Here is a 24,140-nt window from a genome sequence, read left to right on the forward strand (position 1 = left end):
TTCAGATCAGGAGAATTAACCATTTCTGAGGTGGAAGAACGTCTTAAAGGCATGAAGCGGCAGTTGAAAAGTCCGCTTTCAGAAGGGCAAAAAGGGCTGTGGATGCTTCAAAAAATGTCTCCTGGGATGAGTGCATATAATATTCCTTTATGCTTTCGTTTCAGCAAGCCAATACATGCACAAACGTTCAAGAAGGCCCTTCTGTTTGTACAGAGACAATATCCTGTCTTAGCCAGTGTGATTCAAGAAGTGGATGGCATTCCATTTCAAACGGTTCAGTTATCAGAGAATCTTTATTTTGTGGAAGAGGATATATCAGCAATGAAATCAGCAGATATCTTGCCTTTTCTAAAAGAAAAAGCAAAAGAACCTTTCCATTTAGAAGCTGATCCGTTAATGCGCACACATCTTTTTCATCGATCGAAAGAAGAATGCATTGTTCTTATAACGATTCACCATATCATATTCGATGGTGTGTCGATGCTGACATTGATGGCGGCGCTATTTGAAGCGTATCAACAATTGCTGAATGGGATTGAGCCCGTGCAGCAGCCAATAACAGCTGATTATTACGATTTTGTCGCTTGGGAAAACCGGATGCTGACTGGCAGAGAAGGGGAAGAGCATCTCGCTTACTGGAAAGAACAGTTGTCTGGGAGTCTGCCAGTTCTTGATCTGCCAGCTGACCGTCCGCGGTCTTCAACACGAAAATTCAAGGGGCAAGCTTATAAAAGCTTGCTCCCTCATCACCTAAGAAATCAAATTAAATCGTTTGCCCGCACTTATCATGTGAATGAATCTGTTGTGTTTCTCGGCATTTACAAAGTACTGCTGCATCATTATACAAAACAAAAGGATCTCATTGTCGGCGTTCCGACAATGGGTCGGCATGAAGATAGCTTTGAAACCCTAATCGGTTATTTTATCAATATGATGGCTGTTCGGAGCAAGAATATCGGAGCTCAGCCATTAACAGCATTTATTCGGGAACTGCAGCTGACAATGGCTGACGGTCTGGATCATGCGGCGTATCCGTTCCCTGCATTGGTAAGAGAGCTGAATGTAGACCGATCGTCCGCGGATTCTCCGGTTTTTCAAACAGCCTTTCTGTACCAAAACTTTTTTCAGGCAACAGGCTTGCAAAAAGTGCTCGAGCCGTATCAAACGCTTGGCATCGAATATATTGAAGACATTCGGCAAGAGGGTGAATTTGAGCTGGCACTCGAAATATATGAGCAAGAAAATGAAACAGTGCTTCATCTTTTGTTTAACCCTGATTTGTATGATGTGTCCTCCATTGAAAGCATGATGGAGAACTATATGAAGCTTGCGCAGCACATGATGGAGGACCCGTCTTTGCCGCTTGAGGCCTACTCTTTGCAATTAAATCAAGAACAAACTAGTTTGCTGGAACAATGGAATGCGACAGGGACAAACATCGCAAATGACAAGTGTATACATGAAGTGTTTGAGGAAAAAGCGAAACAAACCCCAGATGCGGTTGCTGTGATGTTTGAAGACAGATCACTTACATACAAAGAAGTAGATGAAAAAAGCACATCTGTGGCAGTCTACCTTCAACATCAGGGGGTTGGACCAGAACAGCCAGTTGGCATTTGTGCAGAGCGTTCGTTTGATATGATCATCGGAATTTTAGGAATACTGAAAGCCGGAGGAGCATATGTGCCGTTAGATCCAAACTTCCCGCAAGAACGATTAGAGTACATGCTCAAAGATAGTCAGGCATCCGTTGTCCTCACCCAATCTAACGTTCATGATAGAATCAGCGGATTAACGGGGAGCCATGTAAAAGCGATCAATATCGAGTTAGCTTGCCGAAACGGTTATCCTGATCAGCAAAGCAACGGCTTAAAACGGCAAGTAAAGCCAAAGCACCTCGCTTATATCATTTATACATCAGGAAGCACCGGACAGCCTAAAGGGGTTATGGTAGAGCATCGGAGCATTATGAATACCCTGAATTTTCTTGAATCTCATTATCCTGTTAAGGCTGAGGATGCCTATTTACTGAAGACGAACTATGTGTTTGATGTATCGATCTCAGAATTATTCGGATGGTTTATTGGAGACGGCCGTCTTGTGATTCTTCCGCCTAATGGGGAGAAATCACCGCAGCTTTGTATGGATTACATTGAAACTTATAAAGTGACTCACGTTAATTTTGTGCCGGCCATGCTGCATGTTTTTTTAGAAATGGCGAAAGACAACAAACGATTTACAGAGGATGGACCACTGAAGTATATGATGGTTGCAGGTGAAGCCTTCCCTAAAGAATTAGTGAAAAAGGCGGTATCGCTCTTTACAAACTGCCGTGTTGAAAATATATACGGACCGACGGAAGCCTCCATTTACGCTGCCTATTTCGGGTGCGGAAAAGGAGATATTGCAAGTCACCATACACCGATTGGAAAGCCTGTCTCCAACACGAAAATTTATATTGTGGATGAGCATTTGAAGCCTGTGCCAATCGGAAAGCCTGGAGAGCTTTGCATCGCTGGAGCCGGCTTGGCAAGAGGCTACTATAATAAGCAGGGGCTTACGGCTGAAAAATTTATTGACAATCCCTTTGAACCAGGGATGAAGCTATATAAATCGGGTGATTTAGCCAAATGGCTTCCTGATGGCAACATAGAATACTTGGGACGGATGGACAGCCAAGTGAAAATACGCGGTTTTCGCGTCGAGCTGGGCGCAATAGAAACAAAGCTGAGTGAATACCCGGGCATTTTAGATCAGGCTGTAGTGGTAAAGCAGCTGGAGGGCCATCAACAGCTCGCTGCTTATTATACAGAGGAAAGCGGACATTCTCCTGCCGATCCGAAAGATTTGCGCTGCCATTTAAAGTCCAGTCTGCCGGAATATATGATACCTTCACACTTTATCCGCTTGGATGAGCTTCCATTATCGCCCAGCGGAAAAGTGAACCGTAAAGAACTGGAAAAACGTGAGATTGTTTTCAATAGAAGGGAACCAAATCACTTGCAGGTAACGGAAATAGAGGATCAGGTGCTACGCATTTGGGAGGAAACTCTCCAGGTCAGCGGATTTGGGCCGGAAGACGGATTTTTCGATGCGGGCGGCGATTCGCTTCTGGCTGTAGCTGTGGCTGAACGAATCAAAAAAGAATTCGATTGTGAGTTTAGTGTTACTGAGCTGTTTGAGTATTCCACGATCCGTGCAATTAGTGAATACATTTTGGAGATGAAAAACTCAGATCCAGCCGTGACGCAAATTGAAGATGATCATGATGACAAAAAAGATGGAAAATACCCGCAACAGACGATTCCCCCTTATTTTGACGACAGTGTTGCGATTGTGGGGATATCGTGCCAGTTCCCAGGCGCGAAAAATCATCATGACTTCTGGAACCACATCAAAGAAGGCAAAGAAAGCATACGATTCTTTTCTGAAGAAGAACTACGCGCAAATGGAGTTCCCGAAGAATTGATACAGCACCCTGACTATGTGCCAGTGCAATCTGTGATCGAAGGGAAAGACTTATTCGATCCCGGTTTCTTTCAAATCTCGCCAAAAGATGCTGAGTATATGGATCCTCAGCTCCGCCTCTTATTGCTGCATTCCTGGAAAGCGATTGAAGATGCAGGATATGTGGCTAAGGAGATTCCGGCAACAAGTGTATATATGTCTGCAAGCAGCAATTCATATAGAACGTTATTGCCGAAGGAAACAACAGATGGACATGAATCACCTGATGGCTATGTTTCATGGGTGTTAGCCCAAAGCGGAACCATTCCGACAATGATTTCGCATAAGCTCGGATTAAAAGGGCCAAGCTACTTTGTTCATTCTAACTGCTCCTCATCACTAGTTGGTTTATATCAAGCATACAAAAGCCTGACATCAGGCGAATCAGAATATGCGCTTGTCGGAGGCGCAACATTGCACGCACAATCAGCGATCGGCTATGTGCACCAAAACGGGTTGAATTTTTCAAGCGACGGGCATGTAAAGGCGTTCGATGCTTCGGCGGATGGAATGGCTGGGGGCGAAGGTGTAGCGGTCATCCTGCTGAAAAAAGCTGTGGATGCCGTAAAAGACGGAGACCATATTTATGCCATTATGCGCGGAATAGGCATCAATAATGATGGGGCAGAAAAAGCCGGCTTCTATGCGCCAAGTGTAAAAGGCCAAACAGAGGTGATACAGCATGTATTGGATACAACCAAGGTTCATCCTGAAACGGTCAGTTATATTGAAGCGCACGGGACGGGAACGAAATTAGGCGATCCTATTGAAATGTCTGCGCTAAATAAAGTGTACAAGCAATACACCGACAAAACACAATTTTGCGGAATTGGTTCAGTGAAAACGAATATCGGCCATTTGGATACAGCTGCGGGGTTAGCTGGATGCATTAAAGTTGCGATGAGCTTATACCATAATGAACTTGCACCGACCATCAACTGCACGGAGCCAAATCCGAATATAAAGTTTGAAAGCTCTCCTTTTTATGTGGTCCGTGAACGAAAATCGTTAGAGAAACACGCAGGTGTTCATCGGGCGGCTTTGAGCTCATTCGGGCTAGGCGGAACTAACGCTCATGCTATATTTGAGCAATATGAAAACAATACTGATGCAGGTACCGAAAACGAAGGCAATCAGCCTTACATCATTCCGATATCAGCAAAAAATAGAGAACGGCTCCATGCATACGCGAAGGAAATGCTGTCTTATATCAGTCAAGACGAGAAAAAGAATTTCTCTTTAAAAGATATTGCCTATACCTTTCAGGTCGGCCGTGAAGCAATGGATAACAGGATCGTTTTTATGGCGAGTGATCCGGAACAATGGAAACAGCAGCTGGAAGCTTTTGTGAATGGGGAGACGCTTCCAGAGGGTTATATTCAAGGAGAAAGAACGAAAATGACATCTGCTGAACAGCTGCTTGGAAATGCCGAGGCAGAAGATATGGCTTCATCACGGATATCAAAAGAAGAAGTGAGAAAGCTTGCCGAGATGTGGGCAAAAGGCTTTCACGTTGAATGGCGCAGGCTCTATCCTGATGCAAAGCCGCGCCGCATCAGCTTGCCGACATACCCTTTTGCCGAAGAACGATACTGGCCTGAAAGCAATACCATCACAGCAATTGAACCGGCGCGTTTGCATCCTTTAGTGCACCATAATACATCGGTTCTGTCAGAGCAACGTTTCAGCTCCATTTTCACAGGACAAGAGTATTTTATTGCCGAGCATATCATTAAAGGCATGGCCATTTTGCCGGCGGCAGTCACGCTTGAAATGGCAAGAGCCGCTATAGAACAAGGAATTGGCGGATTGGAGGATCATAATACTGGAATCAGGCTGAAAAATGTCGTATGGATTCGTCCGGTTGTAGCAGGAAGTGAGCCGGTTCAGGTAAATATCGGACTTTACGATGAAGATGGCGGACAAATCGCTTATCGGATGTATGGTGAGCCGGAATCCGCTGATGCAGAACCAGTTGTATATAACCAAGGTACAGCGGAATTGATTCAGTTAAAGCAAGAAAAAGCACTGGATCTTTCTGAGATCAAGAAACAATGTGATCAAAGCAGAATGGATGCTGTCTCGTTTTATGAAAGCATGATCGGCGCCGATTACGGTCCGGGTTACAAGAGCGTAGAGGCCGTATATAAAGGCGACGGACAGCTGCTTGCCAAACTATCACTGCCGGAATCTGTCACACATACGTTGGCCGATTATGTTCTTCATCCGAGTGTATTGGACGGAGCGTTACAGGCGGCTGAATATTTGCAAAATGTCGTCAGAGCGGAACTTTCAGACACGGAAGACTTTAAGGCAGCACTGCCATTTGCCTTAGAGGAACTTGAGGTCTTTCGTCAGTGCGTTTCTGACATGTGGGTTTATGTTCAATTCAACTCGAAAAACAAACCAGGAGATGCGATACAGAAAGTCGATATTCATCTATGCGATGAGCATGGCATGATTTGCGTGCGGCTGAAAGGATTTTCGGCGAGAGTGATGGAAGCAGATGTACAAACCGAACCATCAAACACCAACAGCGAAACTTTATTGCTTGAGCCTGTTTGGCAGGAAAAGGAAGCCGGCGGCTTAGCTGCAAAAAAATATGCAGAGCATCTCGTATTCCTATGTGAATATGATCATGTGACGAGACAACAAATTGAAGCAGCCATCGGGGATGTCCGTGTATACAGCCTGGAAGCAAGGCCCTCTTCAGTGGAGGGACGTTTCCATTCTTATACAGAACAAGTGTTTAAAAAGGTACAAGAGATCATTCGTACGAAACCGAAAGACGGCATTCTCATTCAGATCGTAACCTCTGCAGAGGGAGAACAGCAATTGTTTTCAGGATTGACAGGACTGCTGAAAACAGCTTGTCAGGAAAATGCCAAACTAACCGGCCAAATGATTGAAGTCAGCAGTGAAGAAAGCGGAGAAAGCATTGCCAGCAAACTATTAGAAAATCAATTGAGCAAAGATTCATATGTCAAATATCAAAACGGGACACGGTATATTGCTGACTGGCGTGAAGTCAAACAGGCAAAAGGAGACGTCAGCAAACCGTGGAAAGACAATGGCGTTTATCTCATTACAGGAGGCGCCGGCGGACTAGGCCATATTTTTGCAAAGGAAATCGCGGAACAAACGAAGAATGCGACAATCATTCTGACGGGCCGATCCTCTCTTAGCGAAAGCAAAAGCCAAAAGCTGAAAGAGCTTCATAGCAAGGGGGCTGAGGTCACCTATCGGCAAACGGATGTTACCAATAAAATTGAAGTCTATCAGCTCATTGACGACATTCAAAAAAAATATGGCCGCCTGAATGGTATTCTTCACAGCGCGGGAATCATCAAGGACAGCTACATGGTCAATAAACAGGCAGAAGATCTGCATGATGTACTGGCGCCTAAAGTAAAAGGGCTTGTTTATCTAGACGAGGCAAGCAAGGATTTGCCTTTGGATTTCTTTATTCTCTTTTCATCTCTTTCAGGAAGTTTAGGAAGCATCGGTCAGTCTGACTATGCGGCAGCCAATGTATTTATGGATATGTATGCGGGCTATCGAAATAGGCTTGCCGACCTCAGCCAGCGGCATGGGAAGACGCTTTCTGTAAACTGGCCTTTATGGAGAGATGGAGGCATGAAGGTCGAACAAGAAACTGAGAAAAGGCTTGTACAAGTAGCCGGTATTGTTCCTATGAGGGCAGAAAAGGGAATTCAGGCATTATATCAAGCGCTTCATTCAGAGGCAAACCAAGTAATGGTGATCGAGGGCGATGGGCAGAAAATAAAACAAAACATGCTGGCAAAAACCGCCTCAGCACCTATGGAAAAGAAGGAAGCAAAAGACATGACTGAACAAGTAAATAGCATTGATACAGACAGTTTGCTGGATAAAGTAAAGGCGATGTTAAAGCGAGAGGTTGCCAAGCTGTTAAAGGTTAAGCTTGAAACGATTGATGATCATGCCGAGATGACGGTGTATGGTTTTGATTCAATCTCAATGACTGAATTCACCAACCATATCAATCGCGCCTATAAGTTAGAACTAACGCCAACCGTATTTTTTGACCATCCGACGATACATGCGTTTGGCAAGCATTTGTCAGAAGAATATCAATCGGTATTTGCGAAGACATTTGCTGTACGTGCTGCATCGGCTCAGATTCAGCCAGCCGTGAAACAGGAACAAGCCGTTCGCGCCAAAGCTAAAAGACGCCGAAAGCAGCAAGTCATGCAGCCAAACGCCATACAGAGTGATACTGGGCCTGAGCCAATTGCCATCGTGGGCATAAGCGGGATTTTCCCTATGGCGAAAGATATTGAGGCATACTGGAACATCTTAAAAGAGGGCAAAGACTGCATGACGGAAATTCCGAAAGAACGCTGGGATTGGCGTGAATATGAAGGTGATCCGGCGAAGGAAGTCAATAAAACGAACGTAAAATGGGGCGGTTTTATTGACGGAATAGCAGATTTTGATCCATTATTCTTTGGCATTTCTCCGCGTGAAGCTGAACAAATGGAACCTCAGCAGCGCTTACTGCTGACTTATGCCTGGAAAGCGATCGAAGATGCAGGATATTCGGCGAAAAGGTTGTCAGGCACAAAGACCGGCGTTTTCATCGGAACAGGAAATACAGGATACAGCTCTCTTCTATCTAAAGCGAACTCGGCAATAGAAGGATCAGCGGCAGCCAATACAAGCCCTTCGGTCGGTCCAAACCGGGTCAGTTATTTCCTTAATCTGCACGGACCGAGCGAACCGATTGATACAGCGTGTTCAAGTTCATTGGTGGCGATCCACCATGCCATTTCTTCCATTGAGGAAGGCACTTGTGACATGGCGTTAGCCGGCGGTGTAAATACGATTATCCTTCCTGAGGTGTATATCAGCTTTGATAAGGCAGGTGCGCTGAGCAAAGAAGGAAAATGCAAAACGTTTTCAAATCAAGCCGATGGTTTTGCGCATGGGGAAGGTGCCGGCATACTGTTCTTGAAAAAATTAAAAGCGGCTGAAGAAGCGGGAGACCATATTTACGGAGTCATCAAAGGCAGTGCTATCAATCACGGCGGACGTGCAGCCTCTTTAACGACTCCTAATCCGAAGGCGCAGGCAGATGTTATTCAGTCGGCATATCAAAAAGCGGGAATCGATCCGAAAACCGTGACCTACATTGAAGCCCACGGAACCGGAACGGAGCTTGGCGACCCGGTTGAAATTAACGGTTTAAAATCAGCTTTTAAAGCATTGGGGATAAATGAAGGAGACACAACAGCCAATCCTTACTGCGGATTAGGATCTGTAAAGACAAACATCGGCCACTTATCGCTGGCAGCCGGTGCTGCAGGAGTTATTAAAATATTATTGCAGCTTAAGCATAAAACCTTAGTGAAAAGTCTTCATTGCGAAACCGTAAATCCGTACATTCAGCTAAAAAACAGTCCGTTCTATATCGTACGGGAAACGGGAGAATGGAAAGCGCTGAAAAATGAACGGGGAGAAGAACTTCCTCGCCGGGCGGGTGTCAGTTCATTTGGAATCGGCGGCGTAAACGCCCACGTGGTTATTGAGGAATATATTCCAGAAGCAGCTGATGAGAATATACCATCTATCACGCCGGAACATCCGGGTATCTTCGTTTTATCTGCTAAAAATGAAGCGCGGTTAAAAGAATACGCACAGCAGCTGGCAGATGCGCTTGATAAGGAAGCATACAGAGACGCTAATCTCACCCGGATCGCTTATACACTGCAAGCCGGACGGGACGCGATGGAGGAACGTCTTGGGATCATTTCTGGTTCCGTTGAGGATTTGCGGCAAAAATTAAAAGACTTCGCAGCAGGCAAAAACGATGTGGAGGATGTATTTAGAGGCAGGATTGATAAAGGCACACTGCAAATGCTGACAGAGGACGAAGAAATTCAAGAAGCCGTCAAGAAATGGATGGAACGGGGAAAGTATGCAAAATTGCTTGAATTATGGGTAAAGGGACTTGATGTAGACTGGACGAACATGTATGGCGAGACTGTGCCTAAGCGCATGAGCTTGCCGACGTATCCGTTCGCAAAAGACCGTTATTGGATCTCTGATCATATTGAAGATAGCGGCAGCACGAATGTAAATAAAGCAGCCTCCAGCGTTGGCGGAGCTGTGCTACATCCATTGATGCATCAAAACACATCGCACCTCTCAGAACAAAGGTTTAGCTCTATCTATACGGGAGAAGAGTTTTTCCTTGCTGATCATGTTGTGAAAGGCCAACGGATCTTGCCGGGAGTGGCTCATCTTGAATTGGCGCGGGCAGCTGTTGAGCAGGCCGCAGAGGTACAAGGTGTTCCGTGCACCATAAAGCTAAAGAACGCGGTGTGGGTGCGGCCAATTGTCGTAGAAGACCAGCCGATGCAAGTACACATCAGGCTTTCACCAGAGGAAAGTGGTGAAATTTCTTATGAAATCTATGGTCATTCAGACGTTGCAGGTGAACAGTCAATCGTCTTCAGTCAAGGCAGCGCGGTATTGAACCCTGCTGGAAATCTGCCGGCGGTTGATTTGCCATCCCTGCTGGAGCAGTGTAAGGAAAGCCATTTCAGCGTAAACGAAGTATACGACGCATATCGAATGATTGGCTTTGAATATGGTCCTGCTTATCGCGGAGTGAAAAAAATCTATACAGCTGAACAATTTGTTTTGGCAAAATTGTCATTGCATCCGTCAGCTGCAGATACGCTCAGCCAATACAACATGCACCCGGGGCTGATGGATTCTGCTTTGCAGGCGTCAAGCATTTTGACAGGCGCCGGGGATAACCAGCTGACACTGCCTTTTGCGGTCCAGGAGCTTGAAGTCTTCGGAGCATGTTCGTCGGAAATGTGGGTATACGCAAGATACAGCCAAGGCAGCAAGGCAACTGATAAGGTGCAAAAACGGGATATTGATATTTTAGATGTGAACGGCAATGTTTGTGTTCGGATGAAAGGATTGTCATTCAGGGCAGCGGAAGGCGGCTTTGGATCGGCGGAACCTGATCAAACGCTGGAAACCCTGATGTTTGAAGAACAATGGGTGCCTAAGGCTTGTGTAAAAGAAAGTCCTGAGCCTCAATACGAACGGCACATTGTCATGCTTTGCGACATGAATGGCCTCTCAAAAGATAGCATTGAATCAAGAATGACAGGGGCGGAATGCATCGCTTTGGAGTCATTCCGCGAAGGACTTGCAGAGAGGTTCCAAGATTATGCCGAACAAGCGCTTGAGACAATACAGGGTCTTCTCAAAAACAAGCCGCAGGGCAATGTCCTGATCCAGCTTCTTACCTCAGCACAAAAAAAGCAGTACTCATTCTCAGGGCTATCGGCGCTCCTTAAAACAGCCGGTCAGGAGAACAAAAAACTAATCGGCCAGACGATTGAAATCGATTCACTTGAAAATATTGAAAGTGTGATAGAAAAACTGAAAGAGAATAAAAGACACATAGAAGATCAGCGTATCAAATATGAAAAAGGCAAACGGTACATCAATGATTTGCGTGAATTGCCAATGGCTGATCGGGAAATAAGCCTGCCGTGGAGAGATAAAGGCGTATACCTCATCACGGGCGGCGCGGGAGGACTTGGGTTTATTTTTGCAAAAGAGATTGCTCGTCAATCTGAACAGCCTGTGCTCATTCTGACAGGCAGATCTGCGTTGAATGCGGATCAGCAGGCGGAGCTTAACGAACTTCAGCAATTAGGGGCTCGCGCAGAATACAGGCAGGTAGACGTGACACAAACGGAAGCAGCCTCAGAGCTTATCACAAGCATTACCTCTGATTACGGAGACTTGAATGGCGTCATTCACAGCGCAGGGCTGATTAAAGATAACTATCTGATGAGCAAAACCAATGAAGAGCTGACACAAGTTTTTGCACCTAAGGTAAAAGGGCTTGTGAATGTGGATGAGGCAACTGAGCACCTTGCGTTAGATTTCTTTATCCTCTTCTCTTCAATATCAAGTGTTGCCGGCAGCGCGGGACAGGCGGATTACGCAATGGCTAACGCATTTATGGACAGGTATGCTGCTTATCGAAATGCGCTTGTAACCGCCATGTACAGGCACGGGCAAACGTTGTCGATCAATTGGCCGCTCTGGAAAGAAGGCGGCATGCGCGCGAATAAAGAAATTGAAAACATGACGTTGAAAAACACAGGTGTGACGCCAATGCGGACTAAGACTGGCATTCAAGCACTGTATACAGCTTTGGCATTTGGCAAGGATCAAGTCATCGTCATGGAAGGAATCAAAGACATGATGAGGGAAAAGCTGGCTCAAAAGCCGTCTTCTGATGAAGTGCCACTGAAAACAGTACAAGTACCGGTGACAGCTGGAAAAAGAATGGATCAAGGGAATATGTTTGACCACATTCAAGAAGCTTTAAAGCAAGCAATCTCTCAATTGCTCAAAATCAAACCTGAAGAGATTGACCCGGACATGGAGTTTAATCAATATGGATTTGATTCGATTACCTTAACTGAATTCGCGAATACACTGAATGAGAAGTACAAGCTGGATCTCACGCCGACGATCTTCTTTGAGCACGCAACGGTTAATGCATTTGCAGGGTATCTGTCAGAAGAATATCCAAATGCTTTTGCAGCTCAAACACCTGCCAAAGCTGAGGTGCGGATGCAGCCTGTCGAACAGAATATAAAAAATATGACGTTTTTGACTGAAAACCGCTTTGCAAAACGCTCGGTAACACCAAAGCAAAAGGAAGCTGATCATAAGCCTGAGCCTATTGCGATTGTGGGGATGAGCGGCGTTTTCCCAAAGGCAAAGGACGTCGAGGAATATTGGGAGAACCTGTCATCGGGCACGGATTGTATTACAGAGGTTCCAAAAGACCGCTGGGATTGGCAGGAGTATTACGGAGACCCTCTGAAAGAAGCGAATAAAACAAACGTCAAATGGGGCGGTTTTATTGATGAAGTAGCTGACTTTGATCCATTGTTCTTCGGCATATCTCCATTGGAGGCTGAGCAGATGGAGCCTCAGCAGCGTTTGTTAATGACTTATGCGTGGAAGGCGGTAGAAGAAGCGGGACATTCAGTGAGAAGCCTGGCAGGAACCAAAACGGGCATCTTCATTGGGACAGGAAACACAGGGTACAGTTCGCTTCTGTCTAATGTAGACATCGAAGGCTCAGCGGCTGCGAATATGAGTCCTTCTGCCGGACCGAATAGAGTCAGTTATTTCCTGAACATTCATGGACCGAGTGAACCGATCGACACTGCGTGCTCAAGCTCTTTAGTCGCCATTCATCATGCGGTCTGCGCCATTGAAAATGGAAACTGTGACATGGCGATTGCGGGAGGAGTCAACACGGTCGTAACTCCGCAAGGCCATATCGCTTATGATAAGGCCGGAGCGCTGAGCAAAGAAGGAAGATGCAAAACATTTTCTGACAAAGCCGATGGCTTCGCAGTCAGTGAAGGTGCCGGCATTCTCTTCCTGAAAAAGCTGACAGCGGCTGAACGGGACGGTGATCATATTTACGGTGTCATTAAAGGAAGTGCGGTAAACCACGGAGGCCGCGCAAATTCTCTTACGACTCCTAATCCGAAAGCCCAGGCGGATGTCGTAAAAACAGCATATGAAAAAGCGGGAATTGATCCAAGAACCGTAACTTATATTGAAGCGCATGGGACTGGAACAGAACTGGGTGATCCAGTAGAAATCAACGGCTTAAAAGCGGCATTTAAAGAGCTGTATAAAAAAACGGGGGACCCGGCTGTTCATGGCAGCCATTGCGGACTTGGCTCAGCGAAAACAAACATCGGTCACTTATCGCTGGCGGCCGGTGTGGCGGGTGTCATTAAAGTGTTATTACAGCTTAAGCATAAAACGCTTGTCAAAAGTCTGTATAGTGAAACCATTAATCCGTATATCAGACTGGATGACAGCCCGTTTTACATTGTGCAGGAATCGAGAGAATGGCAGGCGCTTCGTGATGAAGCCGGCCGAGAGCTGCCGCGCCGCGCAGGTATCAGTTCATTTGGGATAGGCGGCGTCAATGCCCACGTGGTCATTGAGGAGTATATTCCGAAAGAAACAACCCATCCTGCACAAGCACCAGCTGTGACAGCACAGCACCCGGGCATCTTTATTTTGTCGGCAAAGGATGAAGACCGTCTGAAAGACCAAGCCCGGCAATTAGCAGACTTTATTAGCAAGCAATCTATCACGGCTCATGACCTCACTGATATTGCTTATACACTCCAAGAGGGTCGTGATGCAATGGAGGAGAGATTAGGGATCATCGCTGTCTCGACTGGGGACTTGCTGGAAAAATTGAACCTCTTTATAGAAGGGGACACCTACGCGAAGTACATGTACAGAGGCAGAGCAGAAAAAGGCATCGTACAAACATTGAGATCAGATGATGAAGTACAGAAAACGCTCGAAAATAGCTGGGAGCCTCACATATATGAAAAACTGGTTGATTTATGGGTGAAAGGCATGGAGATAGGCTGGAGTAAACTGTATGACGGCAAACAGCCGAAACGCATAAGCCTCCCTACCTATCCATTTGCGAAAGAACGCTACTGGATAACGGATACGAAAGAGGAAGCAACTGCTCATCAAACAGTTCTAAAAACTGTCGAACCAGCAGCTTTGCACCCATTGGTCCAGCTCAACACTTCAGATTTATCAGAGCAGCGTTTCAGCTCCACCTTTACAGGCGCTGAGTTCTTTTTCGCCGATCATAGGGTGAAGGGAAAACCGGTTATGCCGGGGGTGGCATACCTTGAGATGGTACATGCTGCCGTTACAAGAGCAGTGAGAGGAACCGAAGATCAACAATCTGTTATTCACATCAAAAATGTTGTGTGGGTGCAGCCGATTGTGGCGGACGGCCAGCCTGTTCAAGTGGATATCAGTCTACATCCCCAGCAGGACGGTGAGATTGCTTTTGCCATCTATACAGAGGCAGAGGATGCACACAATAATCGAAAGATACATTGTCAAGGCAGTGCTTCAATCCGCGGGGCAGAAGACCTGCCAGTCCAAGATATCAGCGTGCTTCGAGACCAGTGCAGTTTAAGCACACTCTCACACGACCAATGTTATGAATTGTTTAAGGCGATCGGCATTGACTACGGCCCTGGTTTTCAAGGGATAGATCGGCTTTACATCGGCCGCAATCAAGCTTTGGCAGAGATTTCCCTGCCTGCTGGTGTAACTCACACAATGAATGAATTCGTTCTGCATCCAAGTATGGCGGACTCTGCTTTACAAGCGTCGATCGGGCTGAAGCTGAATTCCGGTGACGAGCAGCTTTCTCTGCCTTTTGCGCTGCAAGAGCTAGAAATATTCAGCCCGTGTACAAATAAAATGTGGGTATCTGTGACATCTCGCCCAAATGAGGACAAAATACAGAGACTGGATATTGATTTGTGTGATGAACAAGGCCGAGTGTGTGTAAGAATCAAGGGGATTTCCTCAAGGGTGCTGGAAGAAGGTATACAACCGCCAGACGAGCCGACATCACTAAACTCCAAAGCAACTCTTGACGGAGCGCTTCTTATGGCGCCGATATGGGATCAAGTGCAGCTGGAGAAGAAGATCATTTCACCTGCTGATGAGCGTGTTGTCATCCTCGGAGGGGATGACAACAGCAGAAAAGCTGTTCAAAGGCAGTTCCCGTTGTCCAAGGAGCTGAACATTGAGCCGAACGCATCAATTCAGAGAATTGCAGATGAGCTTGAAGCACTTGGATCGTTTGAGCATATTGTGTGGATGTCTCCATCTCGTGTGCCAGATTGCGAAGTCGGCGATGAAATGATTGGAGCCCAAGATCAAGGCGTCATTCAATTGTATAGGCTCATTAAGGCAATGCTTTCTTTAGGCTATGCATGGAAGGAGATCAGCTGGACGGTCGTGACGGTGAACACACAATATGTTGATCAGCAAGATATTGTCAACCCGGTCGATGCCGGGGTGCACGGCCTGATTGGTTCAATGGCAAAAGAATATCCAAATTGGCAGACAAAGCTGATCGATGTTAAAGAATACGAAGACTTGCCGCTATCTCAACTCCTTTCCTTGCCTTTTGATCAAGAAGGGAATACGTGGGCCTATCGAGACAGGATTTGGCATAAGCTTCGTCTGATTCCAGTACACAACAATCAACCGGTGCACACGAAGTATAAGCACGGAGGCGTTTATGTTGTCATAGGCGGAGCTGGCGGTATTGGTGAGGCCTGGAGTGAATATATGATCAGAACATATCAGGCGCAGATCGTTTGGATTGGCAGAAGGAAAAAGGATGCAGCCATTCAAAGCAAGCTGGACAGACTTGCGCTTCTAGGGCCAGCCCCATATTACATTCAAGCTGATGCGGCTAACCGAGAGGAATTAGAACGCGCTTATAAAACAATGAAACAAACGCATCGTGAAATCAACGGCATCATTCATTCTGCGATTGTCTTACAAGACCGAAGCCTGATGAATATGAGTGAAGAATGTTTCAGAAACGTTCTTGCGGCAAAGGTTGATGTAAGCGTGCGAATGGCACAAGTTTTCCGGTATGAACCACTGGATTTTGTTTTGTTTTTCTCTTCCGTCCAATCGTTTGCGAGAGCTTCGGGACAAAGCAATTACGCTGCGGGCTGCAGTTTTAAGGATGCTTTTGCACAGCGGCTATCTCACATATGGCCTTGTACAGTGGCCGTGATGAATTGGAGTTATTGGGGGAGCATTGGTGTTGTTTCATCACCGGATTACCAGAAGAGAATGGCTCAGGCAGGCATTGGCTCTATTGAAGCCCCTGAAGCAATGGAAGCTTTGGAATTGCTACTCGGGGGACCGCTGAAGCAGCTAGTGATGATGAAAATGGCAAACAAAACGAATGATGAATCGGAACATTCAGAAGAAACAATTGAAGTGTACCCGGAAACTCACGGCTCCGCCATTCAAAAGCTGCGAAGCTATCACCCGGGTGACAGCACAAAGATTCAACAACTGTTATAGGAGGGGAAGCGCCAATGCTGAATACAGAAGACATTCTCTGTAAAATGCTTTTTGCACAATTGCAGTCCATAGGTTTTTTCACTGAAAGTAAATCTCAGCCGGTATTGGAGAATTTCTATGGCAGATGGTTCGAAGAAAGCCAATCCATTTTAGAACGGCATCAATTTCTCAAGCGAACGGAGAACGGATATGTTCCAACACGCTCAATAGGCACCATGAGCGAGCTGTGGAAAGAATGGAATGAACAAAAATCTGACCTGCTTCAAGACAATAATATGAAAGCCATGGTGACATTGGTGGAGACAGCACTTAAAGCCTTGCCGGAGATTCTGACCGGCAAGGCGTCAGCCACCGATATCCTGTTTCCGAATTCATCTATGGATTTAGTAGAAGGGGTCTATAAAAACAATCAAGTCGCAGACTATTTTAATGATGTGCTTGCAGATACGTTAACAGCCTATCTGCAAGAACGTCTGAAGCAAGAGCCTGAGGCGAAGATTCGAATATTAGAAATCGGAGCTGGGACCGGCGGGACAAGCGCGGCTGTTTTTCAAAAATTGAAAGCATGGCAGACACATATAAAAGAATATTGTTATACAGATCTGTCTAAAGCTTTTTTAATGCATGCAGAAAATAAGTATGGTCCTGACAATCCATATTTGACATATAAACGATTTAATGTCGAGGAGCCGGCGGCTGAACAGCATATTGATGCGGGAGGCTACGACGCGGTCATCGCGGCAAATGTGCTTCATGCCACAAAAAATATCCGGCAGACATTGCGAAATGCAAAAGCAGTTTTGAAAAAAAACGGGCTGCTCCTTTTAAATGAAATAAGTAATCATAATATATACTCGCATTTGACGTTCGGCCTTTTGGAAGGCTGGTGGCTGTATGGGGACCCTGATCTTCGCATACCGGGCTGTCCGGGCCTGTATCCGGATACTTGGAAAACGGTGCTTGAGAGTGAAGGATTTCGCTATGTTTCCTTTATGGCTGAACAATCGCATCAGCTCGGCCAGCAGATCATTGCCGCTGAAAGTAACGGAGTCGTCCGTCAAAAGAAGAGAACGGGGGCAGAAGAAGATCCAAGCCATATACAAATGAATGTTGAAATCGATCATTCACAGGAAAGCGATTCTCTCATCGAACAAACGGCACAATTTGTGAAGCATACGCTGGCAAAATCAATCAAACTATCACCAGAACGTATTCACGAAGATACGACATTTGAGAAGTATGGAATTGATTCGATTTTGCAGGTGAATTTCATTCGTGAATTAGAAAAAGTGACGGGAGAGCTTCCAAAAACCATTTTATTTGAACATAACAACACAAAAGAACTCGTCGAATATTTAGTAAAGGGGCATGAAAATAAGCTCCGGACAGCATTGTTAAAGGAAAAAAAGAAGCCTGCAAAAAATGAAGCTCCTCTTCAAACAGAGCGTACAGATCCTAATAAGCCATTTACTTTTCATACACGCCGCTTTGTTACAGAGCAGGAAGTCACTGAAACTCAGCTAGCAAATACCGAACCATCAAAAAAAGAAAAGACAAGTAATTTGCAAGGAACACATTTTAATGATTCTAGTACAGAAGATATCGCAATAATCGGGGTGAGCGGGCGCTATCCGATGTCTAACAGTTTAGAAGAGCTTTGGGGGCATTTAATCGCCGGAGACAATTGTATTACAGAGGCACCGGAATCCAGATGGCGCACATCTTTATTGAAAACATTATCAAAAGATGCAAAAAAGCCGTCGAATAAAAAGCGCTATGGCGGATTTTTACAAGATATAGAGGCGTTTGACCATCAGCTTTTTGAGGTGGAGCAAAACCGAGTCATGGAAATGACACCGGAACTCCGTTTATGTTTAGAAACCGTCTGGGAAACGTTTGAGGACGGCGGCTATACGCGAACCCGGCTGGATAAATTGCGGGATGATGACGGAGTAGGTGTTTTTATAGGGAATATGTATAACCAGTATTTTTGGAATATCCCATCTTTAGAGCAGGCAGTCCTCAGCTCAAATGGGGGAGACTGGCACATTGCAAATCGGGTTTCCCACTTTTTTAACCTGACCGGACCGAGTATCGCGGTCAGCTCAGCATGCTCCAGTTCATTAAACGCCATACATCTTGCATGTGAAAGCCTGAAATTGAAAAGCTGCTCAATGGCGATTGCTGGAGGTGTCAATTTAACACTCGATCTCTCTAAATATGATTCTTTGGAGCGTGCCAATCTGCTGGGAAGCGGCAATCAAAGCAAAAGTTTTGGCACAGGAAACGGGCTTATTCCCGGGGAAGGCGTCGGTGCTGTCCTGTTAAAACCGCTATCGAAGGCAATTGAGGATCAGGATCATATTTACGCTGTGATCAAAAGCAGTTTTGCCAACCATAGCGGCGGAAGACAGATGTATACAGCTCCGGACCCGAAGCAGCAAGCGAAATTAATTGCCAAATCAATTCAGCAGTCCGGCATTGATCCAGAGACTATCGGCTATATTGAATCGGCGGCAAATGGCTCGGCACTTGGCGATCCTATTGAAGTAATTGCCTTAACAAACGCGTTTCAGCAATATACAAACAAGAAACAGTTTTGTGCGATAGGCTCTGTCAAATCCAATCTGGGGCATTTAGAGGCGGCTTCCGGCATTTCTCAGCTGACAAAAGTTTTGCTGCAGATGAAGAATGGGACACTGGTGCCGACAATTAACGCGACGCCTGTCAATCCAAATATTAAGCTGGAAAACACGGCTTTCTATCTTCAGGACCAAACAGAGCCATGGCATCGTTTGAATGATCCTGGCACTGGAAAGCAGTTGCCGCGCAGAAGCATGATCAATTCCTTCGGGGCGGGGGGTGCCTATGCTAATCTCATTATAGAAGAATATATAGAGACGGCCTCGGAGAAAAAACATCGCGCTTCCCGCCAGCCGGAATTCACTGCCGTTTTTTCAGCCAAAACCAAATGGAGCCTGCTTAGCTACCTTGAAAACATGGAATTGTTTTTAGGGAAGGAAGCGTCTCTGGATATTGAACCCGTTGTACAGGCTTTACACCGGATCAACCACAATTTAGAGCATAGGGCTGCATTTACAGTGACATCGACACAGGAGCTGATCGAAAAACTAAGGATGTTCCGAACATCAGAAAAAAGCTCACTCCAGCAAGGCATTTATACATCATTCGATTTACAGCCATGTGCGGAATCAGTAACTAATGATAGAGAAATAAGCGCAGCAGAGCAGTGGGTACAAGGGGGATCGATTGCTTTTCAAGAAGCTACAGGAACAGGCTGGGTTCATCTGCCTCACTATGTATTTGACCATAATACATCATTTCATTTCGATGTAACGCCGATCAATGAGAATTCGTCAGCTGTTGAAGGTGATATCCATCAGCCGGTCATACAGGATCAATTCACTTATGATGAGCCTTATGTTCAAGGACATATCTTCAACAATGAACGGGTGCTTGTCGGTGCCACTTATGGCAGTCTGGCCATAGAAGCGTTTTTTAACTTGTTCCCTGAGGAGAACAGCGGTCGTATCAGCAAATTGAGCTATATCAATCCAATTGTTATCAAACAAGGCGAGACCATTGAACTGCAGGCAAAGCCGCTGCAAAAAGATCATGTCATAGAACTGCAAATCATGTATCGTGAGCCGGCTTCTCGTTCGTGGAAGCCTGCCGCAATCGGACAATGCGAAATCGGTTCTTTTAAGCCGAAAAAAGTAAATATCGAGAACGTAAAGCATTCATTAACCAAGCTTCATCACATTGATCAGATGTATAAAACCGGAAACGGCCCTGAATGGGGGGCGTTATTTAAGACAATTACTCATCTCTACAGAGATCACAAGTCTATACTGGCAAAAATTCGCCTGCCTCAAAACGGGCTGGCAAACGATCATCACTACACTGTAAGCCCATTGGTGACAAACAGCGCCTACTTGGCCATCCTCAGCTTCTTAGAGCAGTTTGACATGACGGGAGGGTACCTGCCATTTGGAATCAATGATATCCAGTTTACAAAGCAAACGATAAAAGAGGATTGCTGGCTTTTAATTACAATGGTTAAAAATACAGGTGACATGCTTCTGTTTAATGTAGATGTGATCAATGAGTCGTCAGAAACAGTCCTCCACTATTCAGGCTACTCGTTGAAGCAGCTTCGTATTTCGAATCAAGGAGGAATTGAAAATACGGCCATCAAGGACAGCAATCTGAAAGAACGTATCAGAAGCTATGTAACAGATAAACTGGCAGTCAACATGGCCGATCCATCAAAATTGTCTCTTGCAAAAGCGCATATCATGGATTTTGGAATCGATTCTTCTCAGTTGGTTGCACTGACAAGGGAGATGGAGTCAGAGACAAAGATCGAATTAAATCCGACACTGTTTTTTGAATATCCGACTGTTGATGAGCTGACCGAATTTTTTGAATCCAAACATGAAACATCATTTGTGCGGCTGTTTGGCCAAACTGATCAGCAGCAGAAACGCCCAGCTCAATCCGAAATCAAAATGAAACAGATTCCGGCTTTTGAGATGAAGACAGATAAAGCAACCAACAACGCGGCTGACGGGATAGCCATTATCGGCATGTCGGGACAGTTTCCGAAAGCAAACAGCGTAACGGAATTTTGGAATAACATGATTCAAGGAAAGAACTGTGTCTCTGAAGTGCCGAAAGAACGCTGGGACTGGCGAAAATATGCCTCAGCCGATAAGGAAGGGCAATCAAGCCTTCAATGGGGCGGTTTTATAGAAGGAATAGGTGAGTTTGATCCCCTGTTTTTTGGCATATCGCCTAAAGAAGCGGCGAATATGGATCCACAGGAGTTTCTGCTCTTGATACATGCATGGAAGGCGATGGAAGACGCAGGCTTAACCGGACAGGTCTTATCAAGCCGCCCGACAGGAGTATTTGTCGCAGCCGGCAATACGGATACAGCTGTGATTCCTTCCTTAATTCCAAACCGTATATCCTATGCGCTTGATGTAAAAGGGCCAAGTGAATATTATGAAGCTGCCTGTTCCTCAGCTCTAGTGGCTTTGCACAGAGCTATACAATCCATTCGAAACGGCGAATGTGAGCAAGCCATTGTCGGGGCTGTGAATTTGCTGCTTTCACCAAAAGGCTTTATTGGCTTCGACTCAATGGGCTATTTGAGTAAGAAAGGACAGGCCAAATCCTTTCAAGCAGATGCAAATGGCTTTGTCAGAAGTGAAGGAGCAGGAGTTCTCATTATTAAACCTTTGCAAAAAGCCATTGATGATTCTGATCATATTTATTCGGTTATTAAGGGTTCGGGTGTATCGCATGGCGGCAGGGGAATGTCGCTTCACGCGCCAAATCCGGTCGGTATGAAGGATGCAATGAAGAAGGCTTATCAAGGAGCACAAATTGATCCCAAAACGGTGACCTATATAGAAGCGCATGGGATCGCCTCTCCATTGGCAGACGCGATAGAATTGGAGGCGTTAAAGTCAGGATCCAGTCAGATGGAACTTCAGGAAGTACAGGAGGAAGCGCCATGTTATATCAGCAGCTTAAAGCCGAGCATCGGACACGGTGAACTCGTCTCCGGCATGGCTGCTATTATGAAGGTCAGCATGGCGATGAAGCATCAAATAATACCAGGCATATCGGGATTTTCATCTTTGAATGACCAGGTGTCAATAAAGGGCACCCGCTTCCGAGTGACTGCCGAGAACCAGCCATGGGGAGATTTACATGACGATGCAGGCAACAAAATTCCTCGCAGAGCGAGTATCAACAGCTATAGCTTTGGAGGCGTAAATGCGCACGTCATTTTAGAAGAATATATTCCTTTACCAAAACCACCGGTTAGTATGAATGAGCATGATCCCCACATTGTGGTTCTTTCCGCAAAGAATCAGGACAGGCTAAAAGCAGTTGTTCAACAGCAGCTTGACTATGTGAATAAACAACAAGAACTGTCATTACAAGATTATGCTTATACACTTCAAACCGGCCGAGAGGAGATGGGTGATCGCCTGGCACTGGTCGTCCGCAATAAAGAAGAACTGGTAAACGGCTTGCAAGCCTGCTTGGCTGAGAAAAAAGGCGATAAGCCGAAAAATGCTGTACCTGTCTTTAGTGGAAATGAAGAAAATGGCACGTCAGATATCGAAACATTGCTTGATGGGCCATTAAGAGAAATGGTGATCGAGTCTTTGTTGTCCGGAAACAACCTTGAAAAGATCGCGTTTTGCTGGACAAAAGGGGTGCAAATCCCGTGGGAGAAGCTTTATAAAGGAAAAGGTGCCCACAGAATACCTTTGCCAACCTATCCATTTGAAAAGAGAAGCTGCTGGAACGGCTTTCAAGCAGTAGAGAATACGCCTTCTGTTTCACAGGATGAGCATATCAACAACAGCGGCGATCCTCACATATTAGCAAATGTATTAGGGATGGCTCCAGATGAACTGCAGCCTCAAAAGCCATTGCAGCAGTACGGGTTTGATTCGATTTCTTGCATACAGTTATTACAGCAATTGCAATCAAAGGTAAACCCTCACATAGTCTTGACGGAGCTTCAAGCATGTCATACGGTTCAGGACATGACGGACTTGATCGCAAAGAAACAGGAGGATACATCCTTGCAAAATGATCACGCTCGCACGTTTCCGGAATTGATACCGTTAAATGACGGGAAGCGGGGGCGTCCTGTCTTTTGGTTCCATGGCGGAGTAGGAGGGGTTGAAATCTATCAGCAATTTGCACAAAAGAGCCAGCGCCCTTTTTACGGCATTCAAGCCAGAGGATTCATGACTGAGTATGCTCCTTTGCACGGAATTAAACAAATCGCTTCCTATTATATAGAGATCATTCGATCCATACAGCCTGAAGGCCCTTATGATGTAGGCGGATATTCATTAGGCGGGATGATTGCATATGAAGTCACACGCCAGCTGCAAAGCCAAGGCCTTTCTGTCAAAAGCATGGTGATGATTGACTCCCCATATCGTTCTGAGACAAAAGAGTATGAGGCATCTATGAAAACGTCAATGCTGCAAACAATTAATATGATGCTGGCACCGATTGCGAAACGGGATAAGCTTACTGATGTCCTCATCAGCCGTGAAGAGGTGGACATAAGCTTAGAGGATGAAGAATTCCTGTCTGTGTTGATTGAACTGGCAAAAGAACGAGGGTTAAACAAATCAGAGAAGCAAATACGTTCACAGGCTCAGCAAATGATGAAAACACAGCGCGCCTATGATTTGGAGTCGTATACTGTTAAGCCTCTCCCTGACCCTGAGGCAGTAAAATGTTATTATTTCCGCAACAAAAGCAGGTCTTTCTTTGGTGATTTAGACATTTATTTCACTTTATCAAATGAAAAAGAACCGTTTGATCAAGCTGCCTATTGGGAGGAATGGGAGCGGCAAATTCCCCATTTCCACCTGGTAGATGTCGATTCAAGCAACCACTTCATGATATTAACCGAACCGAAAGCGTCAGCAGCCATGTTAGAATTTTGTGAAAAGCTCTATTCAAATAAGGGAGTAGTAAATGCGAATTTCCTTAAGGCTTTCAGGAAAAAACATGAAGCGAAAAAAGAAGATGAATTGGTGAAGCGCTGAGAA

The 24,140-nt window shown here is 45.6% G+C and carries 2 protein-coding genes; both read left to right on the forward strand.

The genetic code is table 11. The features are described 5' to 3' along the window. Positions 1 to 51: 51 nt before the first annotated feature. Positions 52 to 16,515, forward strand: coding sequence for a non-ribosomal peptide synthetase (locus JQX68_RS09600; RefSeq protein WP_205440647.1), 16,464 nt, complete (start codon positions 52 to 54; stop codon positions 16,513 to 16,515). A gap of 14 nt (positions 16,516 to 16,529) precedes the next feature. Continuing rightward, positions 16,530 to 24,137 carry a beta-ketoacyl synthase N-terminal-like domain-containing protein gene (locus JQX68_RS09605; protein ID WP_147771920.1) on the forward strand — a complete coding sequence of 2,536 codons (7,608 nt, stop codon included), beginning with the start codon at positions 16,530 to 16,532 and terminating at the stop codon, positions 24,135 to 24,137. Positions 24,138 to 24,140 lie beyond the last annotated feature (3 nt).

It is taken from the genome of Bacillus sp. LJBS06 (assembly GCF_016924995.1).
In the GTDB taxonomy this organism is placed as follows: domain Bacteria; phylum Bacillota; class Bacilli; order Bacillales; family Bacillaceae; genus Bacillus; species Bacillus stercoris.

Bases quoted from the DNA above. Each gene is read 5' to 3' on its own strand.
- JQX68_RS09600 (WP_205440647.1), top strand. From the start codon at position 52: ATGAAGCGGCAGTTGAAAAGTCCGCTTTCAGAAGGGCAAAAAGGGCTG.
- JQX68_RS09605 (WP_147771920.1), top strand. From the start codon at position 16,530: ATGCTGAATACAGAAGACATTCTCTGTAAAATGCTTTTTGCACAATTG.